Annotated in this window: 17 protein-coding genes and 1 pseudogene; 12 read left to right on the forward strand and 6 right to left on the reverse strand. The window is 63.5% G+C overall.

Going from position 1 to position 18,889, the window contains the following annotated elements; all coding sequences use genetic code 11:
• The first annotated feature begins 3 nt into the window (after window positions 1-3).
• Together THIX_RS12690 and THIX_RS12695 are read left to right on the forward strand one after the other, a co-directional pair.
• Window positions 4-1,512 (forward strand): MarR family transcriptional regulator, encoded by a 1,509-nt coding sequence (locus tag THIX_RS12690; RefSeq protein ID WP_112486496.1) that lies wholly within the window; start codon window positions 4-6, stop codon window positions 1,510-1,512.
• Window positions 1,513-1,583: 71 nt separating this feature from the next.
• On the forward strand, window positions 1,584-2,939 hold the full coding sequence (locus tag THIX_RS12695; RefSeq protein WP_112486497.1) for an IS1182 family transposase: 1,356 nt from the start codon (window positions 1,584-1,586) through the stop codon (window positions 2,937-2,939).
• A gap of 533 nt (window positions 2,940-3,472) precedes the next feature.
• Here the strand turns inward: THIX_RS12695 and THIX_RS12700 are convergent.
• The 4 genes and pseudogenes from THIX_RS12700 to THIX_RS12715 all read right to left on the reverse strand — a co-directional run bounded on the left by THIX_RS12700 (window position 3,473) and on the right by THIX_RS12715 (window position 7,078).
• Window positions 3,473-3,928: a DUF302 domain-containing protein gene (locus tag THIX_RS12700; RefSeq protein WP_158540845.1), complete on the reverse strand. Its 456-nt coding sequence runs from the start codon at window positions 3,926-3,928 to the stop codon at window positions 3,473-3,475.
• Window positions 3,929-3,970: 42 nt separating this feature from the next.
• Complete coding sequence (locus THIX_RS12705; protein WP_158540846.1) at window positions 3,971-4,888, reverse strand: YncE family protein; 918 nt, start codon at window positions 4,886-4,888, stop codon at window positions 3,971-3,973.
• A gap of 355 nt (window positions 4,889-5,243) precedes the next feature.
• Window positions 5,244-5,666, reverse strand: a pseudogene (locus THIX_RS12710) (mercuric reductase); the annotation flags it as partial.
• A gap of 365 nt (window positions 5,667-6,031) precedes the next feature.
• The gene (locus THIX_RS12715; protein ID WP_112486498.1) at window positions 6,032-7,078 is read right to left on the reverse strand and encodes a site-specific integrase; all 1,047 of its coding nucleotides are present in this window, start codon (window positions 7,076-7,078) and stop codon (window positions 6,032-6,034) included.
• A 315-nt stretch (window positions 7,079-7,393) separates the two neighbouring features.
• Between THIX_RS12715 and THIX_RS12720 the strand changes: the two genes are divergently transcribed.
• The 3 genes from THIX_RS12720 to THIX_RS12730 all read left to right on the forward strand — a co-directional run bounded on the left by THIX_RS12720 (window position 7,394) and on the right by THIX_RS12730 (window position 10,585).
• Complete coding sequence (locus tag THIX_RS12720) at window positions 7,394-8,572, forward strand: NAD(P)/FAD-dependent oxidoreductase (RefSeq protein ID WP_112488347.1); 1,179 nt, start codon at window positions 7,394-7,396, stop codon at window positions 8,570-8,572.
• Between the two features lie 92 nt (window positions 8,573-8,664).
• On the forward strand, window positions 8,665-9,654 hold the full coding sequence (locus THIX_RS12725; protein ID WP_233224543.1) for an alpha/beta hydrolase: 990 nt from the start codon (window positions 8,665-8,667) through the stop codon (window positions 9,652-9,654).
• Window positions 9,655-9,724: 70 nt separating this feature from the next.
• On the forward strand, window positions 9,725-10,585 hold the full coding sequence (locus THIX_RS12730) for a YbgC/FadM family acyl-CoA thioesterase (RefSeq protein ID WP_233224544.1): 861 nt from the start codon (window positions 9,725-9,727) through the stop codon (window positions 10,583-10,585).
• Window positions 10,586-10,641: 56 nt separating this feature from the next.
• Here the strand turns inward: THIX_RS12730 and THIX_RS12735 are convergent, their stop codons facing one another.
• On the reverse strand, window positions 10,642-11,469 hold the full coding sequence (locus tag THIX_RS12735) for an NRDE family protein (RefSeq protein WP_112486499.1): 828 nt from the start codon (window positions 11,467-11,469) through the stop codon (window positions 10,642-10,644).
• A gap of 13 nt (window positions 11,470-11,482) precedes the next feature.
• On the reverse strand, window positions 11,483-12,418 hold the full coding sequence (locus THIX_RS12740; RefSeq protein ID WP_199195293.1) for a folate-binding protein YgfZ: 936 nt from the start codon (window positions 12,416-12,418) through the stop codon (window positions 11,483-11,485).
• A gap of 293 nt (window positions 12,419-12,711) precedes the next feature.
• Between THIX_RS12740 and mltG the strand changes: the two genes are divergently transcribed.
• The 7 genes from mltG to THIX_RS12775 all read left to right on the forward strand — a co-directional run bounded on the left by mltG (window position 12,712) and on the right by THIX_RS12775 (window position 18,855).
• Window positions 12,712-13,680 carry an endolytic transglycosylase MltG gene (gene mltG / locus THIX_RS12745; RefSeq protein WP_233224545.1) on the forward strand — a complete coding sequence of 323 codons (969 nt, stop codon included), beginning with the start codon at window positions 12,712-12,714 and terminating at the stop codon, window positions 13,678-13,680.
• Window positions 13,677-14,315, forward strand: coding sequence for a dTMP kinase (gene tmk, locus THIX_RS12750; RefSeq protein WP_112486500.1), 639 nt, complete (start codon window positions 13,677-13,679; stop codon window positions 14,313-14,315). Before mltG ends, tmk begins: the two co-directional genes overlap by 4 nt.
• Before the next feature lies 1 nt (window position 14,316).
• Window positions 14,317-15,318 carry a DNA polymerase III subunit delta' gene (locus THIX_RS12755; protein ID WP_233224746.1) on the forward strand — a complete coding sequence of 334 codons (1,002 nt, stop codon included), beginning with the start codon at window positions 14,317-14,319 and terminating at the stop codon, window positions 15,316-15,318.
• A gap of 1 nt (window position 15,319) precedes the next feature.
• Window positions 15,320-15,703, forward strand: a complete 384-nt coding sequence (locus THIX_RS12760) for a PilZ domain-containing protein (RefSeq protein WP_112486502.1) — start codon at window positions 15,320-15,322, stop codon at window positions 15,701-15,703.
• A gap of 41 nt (window positions 15,704-15,744) precedes the next feature.
• Window positions 15,745-16,548 (forward strand): TatD family hydrolase, encoded by an 804-nt coding sequence (locus THIX_RS12765; protein WP_112486503.1) that lies wholly within the window; start codon window positions 15,745-15,747, stop codon window positions 16,546-16,548.
• Window positions 16,541-17,230: an ankyrin repeat domain-containing protein gene (locus THIX_RS12770; protein ID WP_112486504.1), complete on the forward strand. Its 690-nt coding sequence runs from the start codon at window positions 16,541-16,543 to the stop codon at window positions 17,228-17,230. The genes THIX_RS12765 and THIX_RS12770 overlap by 8 nt, the downstream gene beginning before the upstream one ends.
• Before the next feature lie 299 nt (window positions 17,231-17,529).
• On the forward strand, window positions 17,530-18,855 hold the full coding sequence (locus tag THIX_RS12775; RefSeq protein ID WP_086558138.1) for an IS110-like element ISCARN20 family transposase: 1,326 nt from the start codon (window positions 17,530-17,532) through the stop codon (window positions 18,853-18,855).
• The last annotated feature ends 34 nt before the right edge of the window (window positions 18,856-18,889 follow it).

Consider the following 18,889-nt stretch of genomic DNA (forward strand, 5'->3'; position numbering starts at 1 on the left):
GCCATGGATCTTCTGACGACGCGGTACGCGCAGAATCTGACGGGCGTGCTGTCGTGCTACGACCGCATCGTCATCACCGGCACGCTGCCCGGAGCCTGCTTTGCCGACGGCATGACGAGCTTTCTGTACTCGCGCGGCATCCGCATCTTCGACTATCCGCAGTTCGCGCTGCCGCTGCGTGAGCGTATCCGCGCCAACGCGCAGGCGCTGGCCGCCGAGCACGCCGCGACGATCGAACACATCGCCAAGGCCCACATCCGCAAGGAAGACGTGGTGGCCAAGGTGCTGGCCACGCGCGGCGATGCGCCGGGGCTGGTGCATGTGATCTCGGCCATGGAGGCCTGCGCGACCTACCAGCCCTGGCACGACAAGGCCAGCGGGCGCACCTTCTTGCGCCCCGACACCACCAAGTGCCTGCACTACTACTTCTACTGGATGGACCGCGAGCTCGGTCTGATCTACGTGCGCGTGCCCACCTACTGCCCGTTTCGGCTGCAGGTGTACTGCAACGGTCACAGTTGGCTGGCCAGACGGCTCATGCGCGAGGACATCGGCTTCGCGAGCGCCGACAACGCCTTCGTGCGCATCGACGACTTCGCGCGCGCGCAGGCGCTTGCCGACACGCTCAAGCCCGAGTTGCTGCACCGTCACCTGGACCGCTATGCCCAGTTGTGCTGCCCGGCCCACGATGTATTCGGGCAGGCCTATCACTGGAGCATCATGCAGGCCGAGTATTCGACCGATCTGGTGTTCAAGACCGAGCAACTCCTCAGGCCCCTGTACGAGCAGCTCTCGCGCGAGGCGGTGCTGTCGGTCAAGGCCGAGCAAGTCGCCACCTTCCTGGGCAAGAAGGTGACCCCGCAGTTGGCCGCCGAGATCGGCTCGCGGCTGAGCACGCGCATCGAGGGCACCTGCATCAAACACAGGTTCGATTCCTGCCCGATCAAGATCTACGACAAGTTCGCCCGCATTCTGCGCATCGAGACCACCACCAACGACGTCTCGTTCTTCAAGCACCACCGCAAGGTGGAACACCGAAGCGGTCGTGCCACGCGCGAGGTCGCGCCGCTGAAGAAGTCCATCTACAGCCTCATCGACCTGCGCGAAATCCTGCTCGGCTGCAACCAGCGCTACCTCGAGTTCCTCTCCAGCCTGAACGACCATAGCGGCGGTCAACGCGCCCTCGAGCGCGTCACCCATCCCAAGCCCGACGGCGACCGCTCCTTCAAGGGCCTGAACTTCTTCGATTCCCACGACCAAGCGCTGCTTCGCGCGGTGCAGCGACCAGAGTTCAACATTCATGGTCTGGCCAGATGCGATCTCGCTCACCTGCTGCCCGACATGTCGGGCAGCAAGCTGTCGCGACAACTTCGCCGTTTGCGCGTACTCGGATTGCTCAAGCGCGCAGCAAACACGTACCGCTACTACCTCACTCGTGCTGGCCGATTGGCCACCGCAGCATTCGAACGCCTCACCACATTCGTCATCGTTCCCGCCATGGCAAATGCTTGATTCACTCATCATCATTCAGTGCCAGTTTGCAGAACTTTGAACTGGTAAGGGACTAATCAGACCGTCATCGCATGAGCCGCTTCATTGCCGTAGATCGAGACACTGCTTACCTGCTGCCGCCGTCGGTCAACGAATGGTTGCCGCAGAACCACCTGGCGCGCTTTGTCGTCGAAATCATCGACCAGTTGGACCTGAGTGAGTTGGTTCGGCAATACGCGGGACGCGGCAGCCATGCCTACCACCCAGCGATGCTGCTGGGCTTGTTGGTCTACGGCTACGCCACCGGGGTGCACTCCAGCCGCAAGATCGAGCGCGCCTGCCACGACTCGGTGGCGTTTCGCTTCATTGCCGCCAACACCCAGCCCGACCACGACAGCATCGCCACCTTCCGGCGGCGCTTCCTGCCGCAGATCGAGGCGCTGTTCGTGCAAGTGCTGGTGCTGGCGCGCGAGATGAAGTGCCTGAAGCTGGGCAACATCGCCCTGGACGGGACCAAGATCGCGGCCAATGCGAGCAAGCACAAGGCGCTGTCCTGGGAGCACGCCAACAGAATCGAGGCCCAGCTGCGCGAAGAAGTGCAGTTGCTGCTGAAGCTGGCCGAAGACAGCGACAGTCGCCCCGTCAATGACGGACTGGACGTGCCGGCAGAGATCGCACGACGCGAGAAGCGCCTGGCCGGCATAGCGCAAGCCAAGACCAAGATCGAGCAGCGTGCGCGCGAGCGGCACGCCGTTGAGCAGCAGGAGTACGAGGCCAAGTGCGCCAAGCGCGATGCCCAGCGTGAGGCAGGCAAGAAGCCGCGTGGGGCGGACCCACAGCCCCCGTCGAGCGAGCCCAAGGCCGGTGACCAAGTCAACCTCACCGACGAAGAGTCGCGCATCATGCCCACCTCGCGCGGGGGCTTCGAGCAAAGCTACAACGCCCAGGCCGCGGTCGATACCCAGACGATGCTGGTGGTGGCGCAGCACGTCTCGCAGGCGCCCAATGACAAGCGCGAAATTGCTCCGATACTGGATAGGGTTCAGGCACTTCCAGAGGTGCTCGGGCAGGTCAATGCGCTATTGGGCGACACGGGCTACTTCAGCGCGGCCAACGTCAACGCCTGCGCGGCGCAGGGAATCGAGCCCATGCTGTCGATGAAGCGCGAATCGCACCATATTGCGGTGCTCCAGCGCTTCGCTGCGGATGCGCCGGCCCCCGAAACCGACGATCCGGTGCTCAAGATGGCCCACCGGTTGGCGACAAAAAAAGGGCGGGCACTGTATGGACTGCGTAAGCAGACGGTGGAGCCGGTGTTCGGGATCATCAAGCGCGTGATGGGCTGGAGCCAGATGAGCATGCGCGGACTGGACAAGGCGCGCGGCGAATGGTCGCTGGTGACGATGTCTTGGAATATCAAGCGGCTGCACGTACTGCGGGCGGCGTAAAGGGAAGGCCCAGAGCCACAACAACCGTCAAAACATAGCCCTGCAACGAGCCCAAGGAGCTTCGCAAGTCGATCAGGTGCCTCGCGGCGGCCGAATCCGCCTCGCGGCCGCCGCGAAAGCCGACACGCGGCCGGCGCGGTGCCTCTACGAGGCTCAAGCCCGACAGGCTCCTAGGCAGGCTGCTGCGAGCACGAGGCTTGGAATGAGTCGGGACATGGTGGATCTCCTTGTTGAATGGGTGCGTCGTCATGCAAGGTGTTGCGGGTTGGTCGCTCGTCACCTGAAGCAACGATCTTGCGCCAAATGAAGTTCACGCCTCCCGCACATCGCGCTGTTCGCCAGTTTCCGGATTGCAGAAGAGCACCGCCATATTATTCTGAGGTGGTCACGATCATGACTGGGAACTCCATGATGGATGGGCAAGAGTTCACCTTCAAGTCGGGCGGCTGTCCATGCTGGGGGGCACCTGAGATGCCGAGTCCAGATTCCCGGTTACGAACAGCGCAATGGCCCTGTCCGAATCCCTGGCTGATCTAGCCCCCAGCGGCTTGAGCAGCGATCGCATGCAGGACCTTGGTCATGGTCAGAATGGGCTGGGCCGAGGGACTGATGGCGTAGCGCTGGGCGAACACCGCAGGGTCGGTATAGCCCAACCAGACCCGATGCTCGGCGTCTTCCCAGACCAGCATTTTCAAAGGCAGCCCAAGTCCTGCCTGTTGGTTCATCTGCATCAACTTCGTGCCCAAGGCCGGATTGCCGAAGATCACCAGCTTGGTGGGCCGAAGTTCCAGCCCCGCCTTGTGCGCCAAGCCGCTGTGATCCACCACCGCCACGATGTGCAAATGGCGTTGCTGGACCGCGTGTTCCAAGTGCTGCAGCGTCTGCGCAACCGTATGCGTGCTGCGCACCTCAATCACTCGCGGGGCTTGTGCCCAGGCGCTCTGGACCAGAACAAATGCGGCAGCAAAGGCCAGCAGGAATTTGGACATCTCAATCTCCTTGTTGATCGGGTTCCAGTCATCCATCACAAATCACTCGGATTCGTGCGCCAGCACCCAGCGATTGCTGGCGATGCCTGGCAGGCGTTGGAGCACCTGGCCGTTGCGCAGATCGACCACCACGGACTCGTGGCGGTTCTCGATGGTCGTGATGGCCTCGGCGCCATGGGGCAGCACCGCGAGGCCGCTGAGCTTGTCGGGACCTGCCTTGCCGACAGCGACCTTGACCTCACCCAGATAGCGCGGCCCGGTGGTGGAGAACCGAAGAATATGCCCGGAGAACCCAGCCGCGTACACGCTGTTCTGGTCGGGACTGACCGCCAGTTGCATGAACCCAGCCGTGGCGGCGGGGATTTTGGCGTACGCAAAATGGGGATCGACCTCAGCCGTGGGCATGCTGAAGATCGCGTTGGTCACGGGATTGAATGCGCTCATCACACCGCTCTGGATGTCCGCAGAGAACAACAGCCCGCGCGCCCAGACCAGATCGCCGGAATGGCCGATGGGGATCCGCCGCAGGATGTGACCGGTGGAGGGATCGATATCGGCGATGGCCGTATCCATATTGCCACCCACATACAAGTGGCTGGCGTCCGCGTTGAACGCCAGCGCATTGCCACCAACCGATATCTCGTAGCGCAACGCATCATCGCGGGTTGAGTACGCCGCCAAAGCCTTGCCGGAGAGCACGAACACCAGACGGTGGTCGGGCGAGACGACTGCCACGCGCCCACCCGGGATGCTCTTGAATTGCCGGACTGGTTTGTCTGTACGGAGGTCGATCACATTGGTGGTCCCGGCAAGACTCGGGATGAAGACTTGGTGGTCCTGCGCATTCACACCGACAAAAAAGCTATTCCCCTTGGGGGTGCCGGCCTGGCCAAAGGCCACCACATGCGCAGCATTGCCGGGCCAGCGCACCACTGCCATCTTGCCCGGGCCGCCCCCCATGGGTGGGGCCGGGAAGGCTCCGACCAAGAGCGCGGATGTGCCCGCCGGGGAGGCATATGCAGGAGCGGCGGGAGCCGCCACAGCCATCAGTGCGAACAAGGCAAGGCTGGACAGACGCAAGCAGGGTTTCATCGGGCAAAGTTCCTTGGGGTTGGGTGGAAGGGGGGGACGACGGCTGCATGGGTGCAAGCCGCCTCGAGCAAGTGCAAATCAACCGACGCGGGGACTTCGGGGGGATCGGGTTGCATACTCCCCAGTGGATGGGTCGGAATAGGCTAAAGTTCCTGACACCCCGATGGGCATAAAGACGTATCCGCGTGCTACCGTCGCTTGGGGCGAAGGGGTCGCGAACAGCTCACCCCGCGCAACACGATAGTTGTGTCACGTCCTTGGTGAAGGTCTGGGCGGCCAGCTTCAGGCCTTCCACCATGGTCAGGTAGGGGAACAACTGATCGGCCAGTTCCTGCACCGTCATGCGGTTGCGGATGGCGAGTGCCGCTGTCTGGATGAGTTCACCGGCTTCGGCAGCCACCGCTTGCACGCCGATCAGGCGTCCGGAGCCGACTTCGGCGACCAGCTTGATGAAACCCCGGGTGTCGAAGTTGGCCAGGGCTCTGGGCACGTTCTCCAAACTCAGCGTGCGGCTGTCGGTCTGGATGTGTTGCAGATGGGCCTCGGCCTCACTCAAGCCCACCGTGGCCACCTGCGGGTCCGTGAACACCACGGCTGGCATGGCCGACAGATCCAGCGCGGCGTCGCCGCCCGTCATGNCGATGAGACAGCGGTCGAAGCGGACCGTACGCACCGTGTACCAGGGTGTAACCGTCCTGGAACCGAGCGCTGCCGCGAAGAGTGGTGATGTTCGGTTGGTCTTCGCTTCAGTGCGTATTCCGGCGAACGTGACCGCTGATTCCGGTGAACGTGACCGATCCGGGTGTTGCGCGGTTTGATTTTAGGTTTGGGTTGCTTGCTTTGAGGGTTGTGTTTCCTTTTTCGGTGGTTTGTTGAAGCTTTTTGAGCAGGCCCCTGCCAGGCCGCCGGAGACCCCCCTCTGGATCGAGGCATGGACGCATGCACGATGCGTCCCCATGGGCACGGGTGGTTGATTATTGAGCTCGTGGTGGTGGTCGCTTGAGTGCTTGCTTACCCCAACTTCTGCGCCAACTTCTCCGCCTCGATGTGGGTGTAGCGCTTGAGCATGGCGAGTGACTTGTGGCCGGTCATCGAGGCCACTTCCATGACGCCAAGGCCTTTCTCGAACAAGCGCGACGTGGCTTCGTGGCGTAAGTCATGGAAGCGTAGGTCGATCAGGAATGTGGGGTCGGGCTTGGAGTTGGATACCGCGCAGTCAGTTTGATACGCCGCCAGCGCACGCGCCTTGCAGCGAGTCCAGGCTTTCTCGAAACTGTCCTTGTTCTGCCAACCGAACACCCGGCCATCGATGCGGCGGGGCAGGGCGCGCAGGGCGTCCACGGCTGCGCTGGACAGCGCCACGGTTCGGCTTTCACCATTCTTGGTGTCCACCAGATGCGCGGTGCGCCGCGCCAGATCGATGCGCGACCATTCCAGCCCGAGCAGTTCGCCCAGGCGCATGCTGGTCTCGACGGCCAGCGTGATGATCTGCGGCAGACCCACCACTTGCGACCGCGCGGCAGCCGCACCGCGCCGCAAGGCATCGAGTTCACCGGGCCGCAGCCGACGATCACGGCCCTTCGGCTTTACCGGCTTGCGAATCGCGCGCACCGGGTTGCCCGCAGGCAAGGTGATGGACATTTCCTGCTCGGCATAAGTGAACAGGTTCGAGAGGGCTGCAAGCCGATGGATAACGGACTGCGCCGCGTAGCCTGCCTCGACGAGTTCGTTGCGCCATGCCGCCACATCGACGCTGCGCACGGCGCTCAGGAATGACGCGCCGAACCGCTCACGCGCCACGCGCAGGTTCGACGCCGCACTATGATCCTTTTTCATCGGCAACACATGCTTTGTGTAGAGGGCCACAACCTGATCGATGGTGATCTTCCCCGCGTCGTCGCGCAGCACGGCACGATTGCCGCGTTGGACTTCGCGCTCGACCTCGCGAGCCCAGGCTTCGGCATCGGCTTTCAGATCGAAGGTGCGCGAAATGGACGGCATGCCGCGCTGCCTGATTTGTGCGCGCCAACCGTTTTTGCGTTGCTCGAAGTAGGCCATCAATTCCCCCTAGATTCCCCCAAATGAGGCAAATAATTCATGCAGAGCAAGCTTTCATGCGGGCTCCAGCCTACTACATTTCGGAATGGGGTGCAGGGGGTCGGAGGTTCGAATCCTCTCGCTCCGACCAATCTTCACCAGCCGGTTGTGCCCATCCTGCACAACCGGCTTTTTCATGGGCCTTCGCTGACGTGCCCGAGGGCGAGGGGATCAGGAAATGCAGGCAGTGCGGAAGTGCGTTGGCCGTGCTTGGGTTGGCTCCCGCCTGCCAACATGGCGTCAACCCCAAAAAGGTCGTGCACCGTGAGCCATCCCATGCACCATGATGTCGCCATCATCGGGGCCGGGGCTGCTGGCATGATGTGCGCCGCCGTGGCGGGGCAACGGGGTCTGCGGGTGGTCCTCATCGAGCACGCGGCGCGCGTGGGCGAGAAGATCCGCATCTCGGGTGGCGGTCGCTGCAACTTCACCAATGCCCAGGCGGGGCCGCAGCACTTCGTTTCCCGCCAACCCGGCTTCGCCCGCGACGTTCTGTCACGCTACACCCCGCGCGACTTCACGGCCCTCGTGCGCCGGTACCGCATTGCCCATCACGAGAAACACAAAGGCCAGTTGTTCTGCGATGACAGCAGCCAGCAGATCATCGACATGCTGCGAGCCGAATGCGAACTTGGACGCGTGCAATGGCTGCAACCCTGCGGTGTGCGTGGCGTGGCGCGCGAGGGCTCGGGTTTTCGACTCGAGACCGATCAAGGCCCGCTGCAGGCGCGGCGCGTGGTTGTGGCCACGGGTGGCCTGCCGGTGCCGAAGATCGGCGCCACCGACTACGGCCTGCGGCTGGCCAGGCAAATGGGTTTGCAGGTGGTGTCGCCACAACCCGCGCTTGTTCCCCTGGCCTTCGCTGCCGAACCCTGGAGGCCTTTTGCCGAGCTGGCTGGCGTGGCGCTTGAGGTGAGGGTGGCGTGCGGCGGACAGCATTTCGACGAGGACTTGCTGTTCACGCACCGCGGCCTGTCCGGCCCCGCCATTCTGCAGATCTCCAGTTTTTGGAACCCGGGCGACAGCTTGCGACTCGACCTGTCGCCGGGCAACGATCTGGGTGAAGCGCTGCGGCTTGCCAAACTGCAATCGCGCCAGTCGCTGCTCAATGTGCTGGGGCAATTTCTGCCGCGCCGCCTGGCACAGACCTGGGTGGAGATGCAGCGGCTTCCATCCGACCGACGCATCGCCGAACTGGCGGATGCCAAACTCAAGGCCCTTGGCGCTTCGCTTTGCGCATGGTCGCTGCAGCCCACGGGTACCGAAGGGTGGCGCAAGGCCGAGGTCATGCGGGGTGGGGTGGACACGGCGGAGTTGCACCCCGCCACGCTCGAAGCCCACAAAGTTCCCGGGCTGCATTTCATCGGTGAAGTGGTCGATGTCACCGGCTGGCTGGGCGGCTACAACTTCCAGTGGGCCTGGGCCAGCGGCTACGCGGTGGGCATGTCGGTTTGATCGAAGGTGGCCGTGGCAACAGACGCAGCGGCGCTTTATGCTGCCTTGGACGAACTTCCGACTCAACACTGCATCTTCGCTGTTTCATGGCCATGACCAAGTCCACGCATCCAACCATTTCCAGCCCCAGCCCTGTGATGCAGGAGCTGTTGCAACGCATTGCCCGCGCCGCGCCGCCTCCCTTGTGGCGCCTGAGTGCCCAGCAGGCGAGGGCGGCGTACGAGGCAGTCTCCGGCGTGCTCGATATCGCCCCACCGCCACTTGCCGAGGTGATGGACCTAGACTGTCCTGCCCGTGATGGCGCTCGCTTGCCGGTGCGACGCTACTGCGCCAAGTTGGCTGGCACCACGGCGGACTTCAACACACCACCTGGCGCTTTGCTCTACCTGCACGGCGGCGGTTTCGTCATCGGCAGTGTGGCGACACACGACATCCTGTGCCGGCAACTGACACTGCATTCCGGCTGTGCCGTGTTTTCATGCGACTACCGTCTGGCGCCTGAGCATGCCTTCCCGACAGCCGTGAACGACGCCTGGGACGCACTCGCATGGCTGCGCGAAAACGCGGCCATGCTGGGCGTGGATGCAGACCATATCGCCATCGGTGGCGACAGCGCGGGCGGCACCCTGGCCACCGTCTGCGCCATCCTGGCACGCGATGCGGCCTGGCCATTGGCGCTGCAGCTCCTGTTCTATCCGGGCACGGCGGGGTGGGCGCAGACCGCATCTGCCGCGCATTTCGCCCATGGCTTTCTGCTCGAAGCCGAATCCATCGACTGGTTCTTCAACCATTACCTACCCCGGCCCGAAGACCGTCACGACTGGCGTTTCGCCCCGCTGCTGGCGCCCGATCTGCATGGCGTGGCACCGGCCTGGATCGGCGTTGCCGGCTGCGATCCCCTGCATGATGAAGGCGTGCTCTACGCCGAGCGTCTGCGTCAGGCGGGTGTGCCCGTAGCGCTGCGCGAATGGCCCGGCGTCACGCACGATTTCATTCGCATGGGCCGCGCCTTGCCGCAGGCAGGCCAGGCCGTGCAGGAGGCTGCCGCTGCCTTGCGCCATGCCTGTCAGCCGCAAGCTTGAATGCCAAGGCCCTTGAGCCACGCAGTCCTTCCACACCCATCCCCCGGCAATGTTTCCATCGCCTCGAACCATGATTCCCGTGCAACGCGAGACCTACCGTTTTCTCCACCGCCTGCAGGTGCGCTGGGCCGAGGTGGACATGCAGCAAGTGGTGTTCAACGGCCATTACCTGCTGTACTTCGATACCGCCATGAGCGCCTTCTGGAAGGCCCTCGGTCTGCCGTATGCCCAGGGCCTGCAAGCCTTGGGCGGCGACCTGTATGTGAAAAAAGCCAGCCTCACCTATCACCGCCCGGCACGGCTCGACGACTGGATCGACGTCGGGATCGGCCTCACCCGGCTGGGCCACAGCAGCTTCACCCTGCACACCGCCATGTTCGTGCAGGACCGTCTGCTGGTCAGTGGCGAAATGGTCTATGTCTTCACCACCAGCGGCGCGCAGGCCAAGCCGCAGACCTTGCCGCCAGCGCTGCGCGACCTGCTCGAAGCCCATGCGCGCGGCGAGCCCATGCTGCGCGTGCAACTCGGCGACTGGGCCGAACTCGGCGAAGCCGCCGGCAGCCTGCGCACCGCCGTGTTCGTGCACGAGCAAGGCATTCCCGCTGAGATGGAATGGGACGAACACGACGCCACATGTCGCCACGCCGTGGTGTTCAACCGTCTGGACATGCCCGTGGCTTGCGGGCGTTTGTTGCCGGACGGGCATATCGGCCGTGTGGCCGTGGTGCAGGCCATGCGCGGTGGCCACGCCGGCAAACTGGTGATGCACGCCCTCATGCAAGCAGCCCATGCGGCTGGCCACAGCCATGCGGAAATTTCGGCGCAACAAGCGGTGACGGGCTTTTATCGCCGCCTGGGTTTCAGCAGCCTGGGCGAACCCTATGCCGAAGCTGGCATTGCCCACATTCGCATGCGCGCTGCACTGGGTTGAGCGCGGATTTTCAGCGCCTGCCCGGGCGGGGTTGATGCCGCAATGCAGCTTGCGGTCTACTGTGCCGTGCGCCAGTTCCAGACAAAGTCCGGCGGGCTGGCGATGCCGGGTTGATGCTGCAGTTCACGCGCCAGCGCGCTGCCGTCGAAATCCAGCCGCAGCAGGGTCGAGCAGCGCGTGCCATAACCTGGCATGCGGATGAATGCGGCCGATAGCGCCCGCTCCCATTCCAGGCTGACGCCGGTTTGCGGCAAGGCGGCATCGGGAGCGATCTGCTCACGCTGCAAGGCCTGGGTCAGAACGTCGAACGACGCTGTCCTTTCAACTTCCGCGATTTCCGCGCTCTCGGCCAGCGCAGCCTTCAAAGCCTGGACCTTGGGCCAGGGCGCGTCCAGGGCGGCGTTGGAGAGGCCGTGTAGACCCGGCGCCACACTGCAGTTCTGCTGCGGGTGATTTGACAGCCAGCGCATGGCACCCGACTGCATGTCACCCAGCAGCAGGTTGAACCCGGCGTAGGCCTGCGCGCTGGATTGAACGGCCTGGGCGAAGGCGGCTGGGGAACAGTCGGCCATGATGCTGCCATCCTGCGGATGCAGGCCGAGCAAATAGCGCAGGGGCAGCAGTCCGCGCGAGGGGGCTTCGGCGCGCTCCAGCGCCGGATCGCGCACATTCGTGACGGCGGCGAAACGTCCGCGACGTGTCAGCCCCAGCCAGATGCCGCCGCTGCGCAAGTCCTGGCCGCTGAGCACTTCGGTCGCCGGTGCGGCGTCGGGGCGCCACCAGCGCATCGGCAGGGTCGGGCGGTCCAGCCATTCGTCGCGGTTGGCGGCGAGCAGCAGGGTTCGCGGCCGCCCGGGTTGCCATGACCAGGCGATGAGGCACATCGCGACCCCCCTCTCAATCTTGCGGGGGCAGGATATAGGGCAGTGTCGCGAGGCGCAGCGCCGGGCCGTCCGCCGTGCCAGCGTGCAGACTGCCGGGCTCGGTCGCCGCGGTGATTTTCAGCTCCGCCAAAGCTTCCCAGCCGGTCTCGGCCGGCGCGGCGTTCACCACCAAGCCGCAGGGCTGCGCGGGATCGGCACTGTGGACGATCTCGTCCCCCGGCGCCAGGGCCGTTGGGCTGAGCAGCCGGTAAGTGCGCCGCTTGATGGTGCCACGGTACTGCGTCCGCGCGACGATCTCCTGCCCCGGATAGCAACCCTTCTTGAAGTCGACCGCGCCCAGGGCTTCGTAATTCAGCATTTGCGGCACGAACTGCTGCGCCGTGGCGGCCGTGACATGACCGATGCCGGCGCGAATCTCGCCGAGCGACCAGGCCTCGGTCGAACCGGCGGCCATGGTTGCGACCCACTGCGCGGCGGCGGATCGTACTTCCGGCGATTCGGCCACCAGGAGCAGGCGTCGCAAGCCGGGCGCATCGGCCAGGCGCACCACGCACAGGCCCGCCTCCCGCAGCAGCGACCAGGGCGCGGCAGGACAGGGCAGTCCGGCAGGTGCCTCGCCCTGGGGCAGCAGCAAGCCGAACAGCGCACGCTCTGGGGTCGCGTCGTCCAACTTGCATTGCAGGCGCAAGATGAACATGCGCAGGCGCTTGAGCGTGGCCTCGGCAAGGGTGGCGTCCAGCAACATGGCAATCGCGCCGTCGGCTTCCCTCCACAGCAAAAAATCAGCCAGCATGCGGCCCTGGGGCGTGCACATCGCAGCCATGCGCGCCGTTTTCTCGGGCCAGTTTTGCACGCTCTGGGTGAGTTGGGCTTGCAGCAGATCTGCAGCTTGCGGGCCATGGGCTCGCAGCATGGCCAGATGGGGCAGGGGGGTGATGGTGGATGGCATTCGGGGAGCGTCGGGTTATGGGCGCAAAGCCAAGGTGGCGGTTATGAAGCAGGGCATGGCACGAGCCGGTTACGCAGCAGTCGGGCGCCGCACAGTGCATCGTTTCTTCAGGCACTTTCAGCCATGTGCTGGGCTAGTATAGAAAGCTGTCCGCCTTGCGCTTGCCCCAGGGTTTCATGCTGCCCGGCTGCCGGCTCCAACCAGCGTGCCCGCGCTGGAGCGGCGTTTCCATGTGTTCATGAGTGAGCCCGTCTTTGAAGACCCGCTGGCCTGTTCGTTTGTTCCTGCTCGGCTTGACCGCAGGCCTCCTGGCCTTTGCCCTGTTCGCTTACTGGGCGCTGGCACCGATGCGGCTGAGCGCAACGCCGCTGGACTTCTCCGTCAAGCCCGGCAGCACGGCGCGTGCGGCCGCCGCGCAAATTCGAACCCAGGGCGCCGATCTCTCGCCGCGCCTGTTCTATTGGCTAGCGCGGCTGAGTGGGCAGGGCACGCAGCTCAAGGCCGGCAGCTATGAAATCGAGCAGGGCACGAGCCCTTGGCAACTGCTGCAGAAAATGGCGCGTGGCGACCAATCCTTGCTGGCCGTGACCGTGCCCGAAGGCTGGACCTTCGCCCAATTTCTGCAGGCGCTCAACATGGCCCCGGGGCTCGATCACGATGCCGCCGGGATGAGTGATGCGCAAATCATGCAACGCATCGGCGCTCCGCCGAATATGCCGCCCGAAGGCTGGTTTTTCCCCGATACTTATTTGTATGCTCGCAATTCTTTGGAACTCACCGTCCTCAAGCGCGCCTACCACGCCATGCAGCGCCAATTGACCAGCGCTTGGGATGCGCGCGAACCCGGCTTGCCGCTGCAAACCCCGTACCAGGCGCTGATCCTGGCTTCGGTCGTGGAGAAGGAAACCGGAAGCCCGAGCGACCGCAGCAAAATTGCCGGTGTCTTCATCAATCGCCTGCGCAATGGCATGCCGCTGCAAAGCGATCCCACCGTGATTTACGCCCTGGGCACGCGCTATACCGGGGCGCTCACGCGTAAGAATCTGCAGACCGACTCGCCGTTCAACACCTATGTGCACGCCGGCCTTCCGCCCACGCCCATCGCCCTGCCCGGGGACGCTGCGCTGCAGGCCGTGCTGCATCCGGCTGCCACCCGGGCCTTGTATTTCGTCGCGCGTGGCGATGGCAGCAGCGCGTTTTCCGATACTTTGGCCGAGCACAATGCGGCGGTCGACCGTTACATCCTCAAGAGAACTCCGTGAACCCAACTTCGCACCAAGGCCTGTTCATCACGCTGGAGGGCATCGACGGCGCCGGCAAGACCACCCAGTTCGAAGCCGTTGTCGCCGCCTTGCGCGCTGCGGGCCGACGTGTGACGGCCACGCGGGAGCCGGGCGGCACACCGCTGGGCGAGCGCATCCGCGAGATTTTGCTGGCCGAGCCCATGACCACCACCACCGAAGCGCTGTTGATGTTCGCCGCACGCCAGGAGCATGTGCTGCGGGTGATCGAACCGGCCTTGCTGCAAGGGCACGATGTCGTCTGCGACCGCTTCACCGATGCCACGCTGGCGTACCAGGGCGCCGGCAAGGGTATCCCGCAAGATCGCTTGCAAACCCTGGCGCGCTGGGTCCACCCCGGTTTGAAGCCGGATTTCACCTTCCTCATCGACGTGCCCGCCGAGGTGGCCGCACGCCGCTTGCAAACGCAGCAGCGCCAGCCGGACCGCTTCGAGCGCGAATCGCTCGAATTTTTCGCTCGTGTGCGTCAGCAGTATCTCCATCTTGCCGCTTCAGAACCCGCACGTTGGGTTGTGATCGACGGCACGCAGGGCTTGGATCAGGTGCGTCAAGACGTGATCCAAAACCTGAGGAAAAAATTGCAACTCCATGATTGATATGCTTGATTTTCCGGCAATTCTCTTGCACGGAGCCACTGGTCTCGGTGTTTGGGATGCGCTCGACAGCACAGCCGCAACGCTGCTGTGTGAAAGCCCGATGCCGGCGAAAGCCACCAGCCCCATACCCTTGCCGGGCTTCGCACGCCAGGCCTGCGGCCAATGCCCGGCATGCCGCTTGCGCCAAGCCGGTACCCACCCGGACCTCAAGCGGCTCCTGCCCGAGGCCTTGGCCCTGGAGCTGGGCATGGGGCAGGCGGCCGACACGGAAGAGGCAACGAGTGCCGAGAAGCGCAACCCCAGCAAGGACGTCAGCATCGACGCGGTACGCAGTTTGGTGGACTGGTCGCACACCACCAGCCACCGCGGCGGCTTCAAGGTGGCTATGGTCTATCCGCTCGATGCCATGGGCGCACCCGCGGCCAATTCACTTCTTAAAACACTGGAAGAACCACCTCCAAATCTCTATTTTTTAACGGGAACTCATCGACTCGACAGAGTCCTTCCCACCTTGCGCAGCCGCTGCCGGCTCCAGGCCATGCCCAGGCCCCAGGCAGCGGATGCATTGCGCGCATTGCAGGCGCGGGAGATCGCGCATCCCGAGCAGGTCGCCCATTGGTGTCATCACGCCGTGCATGAACCCGAGCCCGCGAGCGGAATGGACTGGGCGCGCAGCCTGTTGCAAACCGTGACTGCGGGGCAGGGGGCCAGGGCAGCCGGCGCGGCAGGCTCCATGCCCCAGATGCCGGTCGCCGTGGCCGCACTGCAAAAACTCTGCGTCGACATGATGCGCACCCAGTTCCGCCAACAACCCCTGTATTTACCGGCTGACCAATCGGTGCTGGGACGCTTGGCGAGCATCGCCTCTGCGCCTCGTCTTCTGGCTTTCTGGCAGCGACTCGGCGATTACAGCCGCACCGCCGCCTTTCCCCTCCATGCGAATCTCACGGCGGAAGCCCTGGTCCTAGAATTCAAACAATTGTTCACTCGGAGCGCGCACTGATATGGCCACACCCAATGCAGCCGCCTCACCTGGGGCCTCCACCGCCCGCCCCAGCGTGATCCAACTGGCGATCAAGGAAAAACCCGCGCTGTACGCCGCCTTCATTCCGTTTTTGACCGAAGGCGGCATCTTCATTCCGACGACGCGGGAATATCGCCTGGGTGACGACGTTTATCTGCTGCTGACCATCATGGACAATCCCCAGCGCTTCCCGGTGGCCGGGAAAGTCGCATGGATCACGCCGGCCAATGCGGCGGGTAACAAGACCCAAGGAATCGGCGTGCGTTTTCCAGCCGACGAAAAAGCCCGGCAATTGCGCCAGGTGATTGAAGAAATCCTCGGTCCCACGGCCGAAATCGCCAGCCGCGCGACCCATACCCTATAAAGCTGCAACGGCTCGACCCGCGAGCAGCGCCGCACCCCAGCATGGCCCTGACCGATTCCCACTGCCACCTCAATTTTCCCGGACTGCGCGAACAGATGGACAGCGTGCTTGCCGCCATGCGCGACAACGGCGTGACGCGAGCCATGAATATCTGCACCCAGATCGAGGAATTCGACGACGTGCTGGCCTGCGCCGTGAAGCACCCGCACATCTGGGCCACCGTTGGCGTCCACCCCGACCAGGAGGGGCTGACCGAGCCATCGGCCGCGCAACTGGCCTTGTTGGCCAGCCATCCCCGCGTCCTCGCCTTGGGCGAGACCGGACTCGACTACTACCGACTCGAAGCTCGCAGCGTGGCCGATATGGAGTGGCAGCGCGACCGCTTTCGTGCCCATATCGACGCAGCGCGCCAAGTGCGAAAGCCGCTGGTCATCCACACCCGATCGTCGGCCGAAGACACACTGGTCATCCTGAAAGAGCAGGGCGCCGAGGACGTCGGCGGAGTATTCCACTGCTTCACCGAGAGTTGGGACGTTGCCCGCCAGGCGCTCGACTTGGGTTTCTACATCTCACTCTCCGGCATCTTGACATTCAAGAATGCCAAAGAGTTGCAAGATGTTGCGAAGAAATTACCTGAAGATCGCATTCTGGTCGAGACCGATAGCCCCTATCTCGCCCCCACGCCTTACCGTGGCAAAACCAACCAGCCGGCCTACACCCGCTTCGTCGCGCGTTGCCTTGCCGAATTGCGCCAATGTGCTGAAGAACAGATTGAAGATTTCACAGAGCAGAATTTCAACCGTCTTTTCATGCCTGAAAGCACATTCAACACTTCTCATGCATAACATGAACAGAAGCTTTCATACCCTTGTTTTAGCAGTATTATTGAGTTTTTTTCTTGGCTTGGCTCAAGCTGGTTCGTTCACCGATTTTTTTCGCGCCGTTGATGTGGATGATGTCGGCGCCGTTCAGTCTCTGCTTGCCCAGGGTTTTGACCCCAATGCGGTGAATGCCAAGGGCGATTCAGCTTTGTACCTGGCCCTGCGCGACAAGTCGTTGAAGGTTGCCAAATTATTGATTGAGCAGCCGAAAATCAATCTGAACCAACTCAACCCAAGCGATGAAAACGCCTTGATGATCGCCAGCCTGCTCGGTGATGAAAGCTTGGTCCGCCTCATGGTCGAGCGCGGCGCGGAAATCAACAAGCCGGGTTGGACGCCACTGGCCTACGCGGCGACGAATGGGCATACCCAGATCGTCAAATACCTGCTCGACCATTCAGCCTATATCGACGCCGCAGCCCCCAACGGCACGACGCCTCTGATGATGGCCGCCTATTTTGGTCACAGCGCCACCGTCAAACTGCTGCTGGACGAAGGTGCCGACGCTAGCTTGAAGAACCAGATGGGTTTTACCGCCCTGGATCTGGCCCAGCAGCGCGACCACAAAGACACAGCGAATTTGCTTGCCAGCTATCAACTTAAAGGGCCCAAAGACTCCAAAGAGCCAGCTCAGGCCCATTGGTAAGGCGCGCGTGTGGATTTGCTTCGTCACTCATGAGCATCCCAAGCCCCTGGGGGCGCCCGGCGTTCGCGAAGAAACGATCTTTGGGCTACAAGGTGAACGGCAGTGCCGAGATGACCGACAAGTCATTGGTGCGAGCCTGCGGCGTTGTAGGACGCCGTGAGGTGAGCCCGCTCGTGAGCATGGTCCGGGAATCGTCGGCGACAGTGGTGAGCACAGCGATGTGCATCCCGTTTGAGAGATCGAGTCGAATTCGACGACTCCCATGGCGCTGCCGTTCGTTGACAATCTTGGAGCAAACGATGGCGATGCGCAAGCGAGATGATGATCTGGTCTTCCCCAACGCGGCGGGTATCGACGTAGGAGGGTCGAGCCACTGGGTGGCGGTACCCCGGCAAGCCTGCGACGAACCGGTGCGCGAGTTCGGTGCGATGACCGACGATCTGCACGCCATGGCCGACTGGCTGCTCGCGTGTGGGGTCGACACCGTGGCGCTGGAGTCCACCGGGGTGTACTGGATCCCGGTGTTCGAGGTGCTGGAGCAACGCGGCTTGACGGTGTTTTTGGTCGATGCGCGGCAGATGAAGTATGTGCCTGGGCGCAAGAGCGATGTGCAGGACTGCCAGTGGTTGCAGAAGTTGATGAGCCTGGGGTTCTTGCGCGCGGCGTTCCGCCCGACCGATGAGGTCTGTGTGGTGCGTGCCGTGGCCCGTCAGCGCGACGTGCTCTTGGCCGAGCAGGCCAGTTGGGTGCAGCGCATGCAAAAGGCGCTGGTGCAGATGAACATCCAGCTCACCGAGGTTCTGACCGATGTCATGGGACTGACGGGACAAGCCATCATCCGCGCCATCGTCGCTGGCGAGCGCGACCCCAAGACGCTGGCCCGGTATCGCAACGCTCGTGTCAAGGCCAGTGAGACGGAGATTGCCAAGGCCTTGACGGGCAATTGGCGCGATGAGCACCTGTTCGTGCTGCGCCAGGCGCTGGCGATGTATGACGACATTGCCCGGCACCTGGGCGAATGCGACGCCAAGCTGCAAGGACTGCTGAGCCAGCTTGGCGCGGCCAAGGTCGATCTGGGCAAGACGCCTCGTGCAGGCAGCAAGCTGCGCGCGCAGTTCGACGCACGCCAGATTCTGGCCAACTGGGCCGGCGTCGATCTCACGCGCATCAACGGCCTGGGTCTGGCTGCGGTGATGAAGATCCTCTCGGAGGTCGGCCCCAACCTGAGTCGCTTTGCCAACGTCAAGCACTTCTGTTCTTGGTTGGGGCTGTGTCCGGGCACGAAGATCAGCGGCGGCAAGGTGCTGTCAGCCAAGACCCGGCGATCCGCCAATCGGGTCAGGCAGGCGCTGAAGATGGCCGCGATGAGCCTGTCGCACAGCGACTCGGCCCTCGGCGCGTTCTACCGCCGCTTGTCGGGCCGCATGGACAAGCCGCGTGCCAATACCGCCACCGCGCACAAGCTGGCGCGCATGGTGTATTTCATGCTGACGCGTGGCGAGGCGTTCGTCGATCAAGGCCAGCAGCGCTATGAAGATCAGCAGCGCGAGCGCTCAATCGTCGCCCTCAAGCGCCGCGCCGCTGCCCTTGGCTTCCAGATCCATCCAAACCCGGTGCCAGCATGAAACCGGCCTTCAACCCATTTTGTTTCTTGAGAGG

It is taken from the genome of Thiomonas sp. X19 (assembly GCF_900089495.1).
In the GTDB taxonomy this organism is placed as follows: Bacteria; Pseudomonadota; Gammaproteobacteria; order Burkholderiales; family Burkholderiaceae_C; genus Thiomonas_A.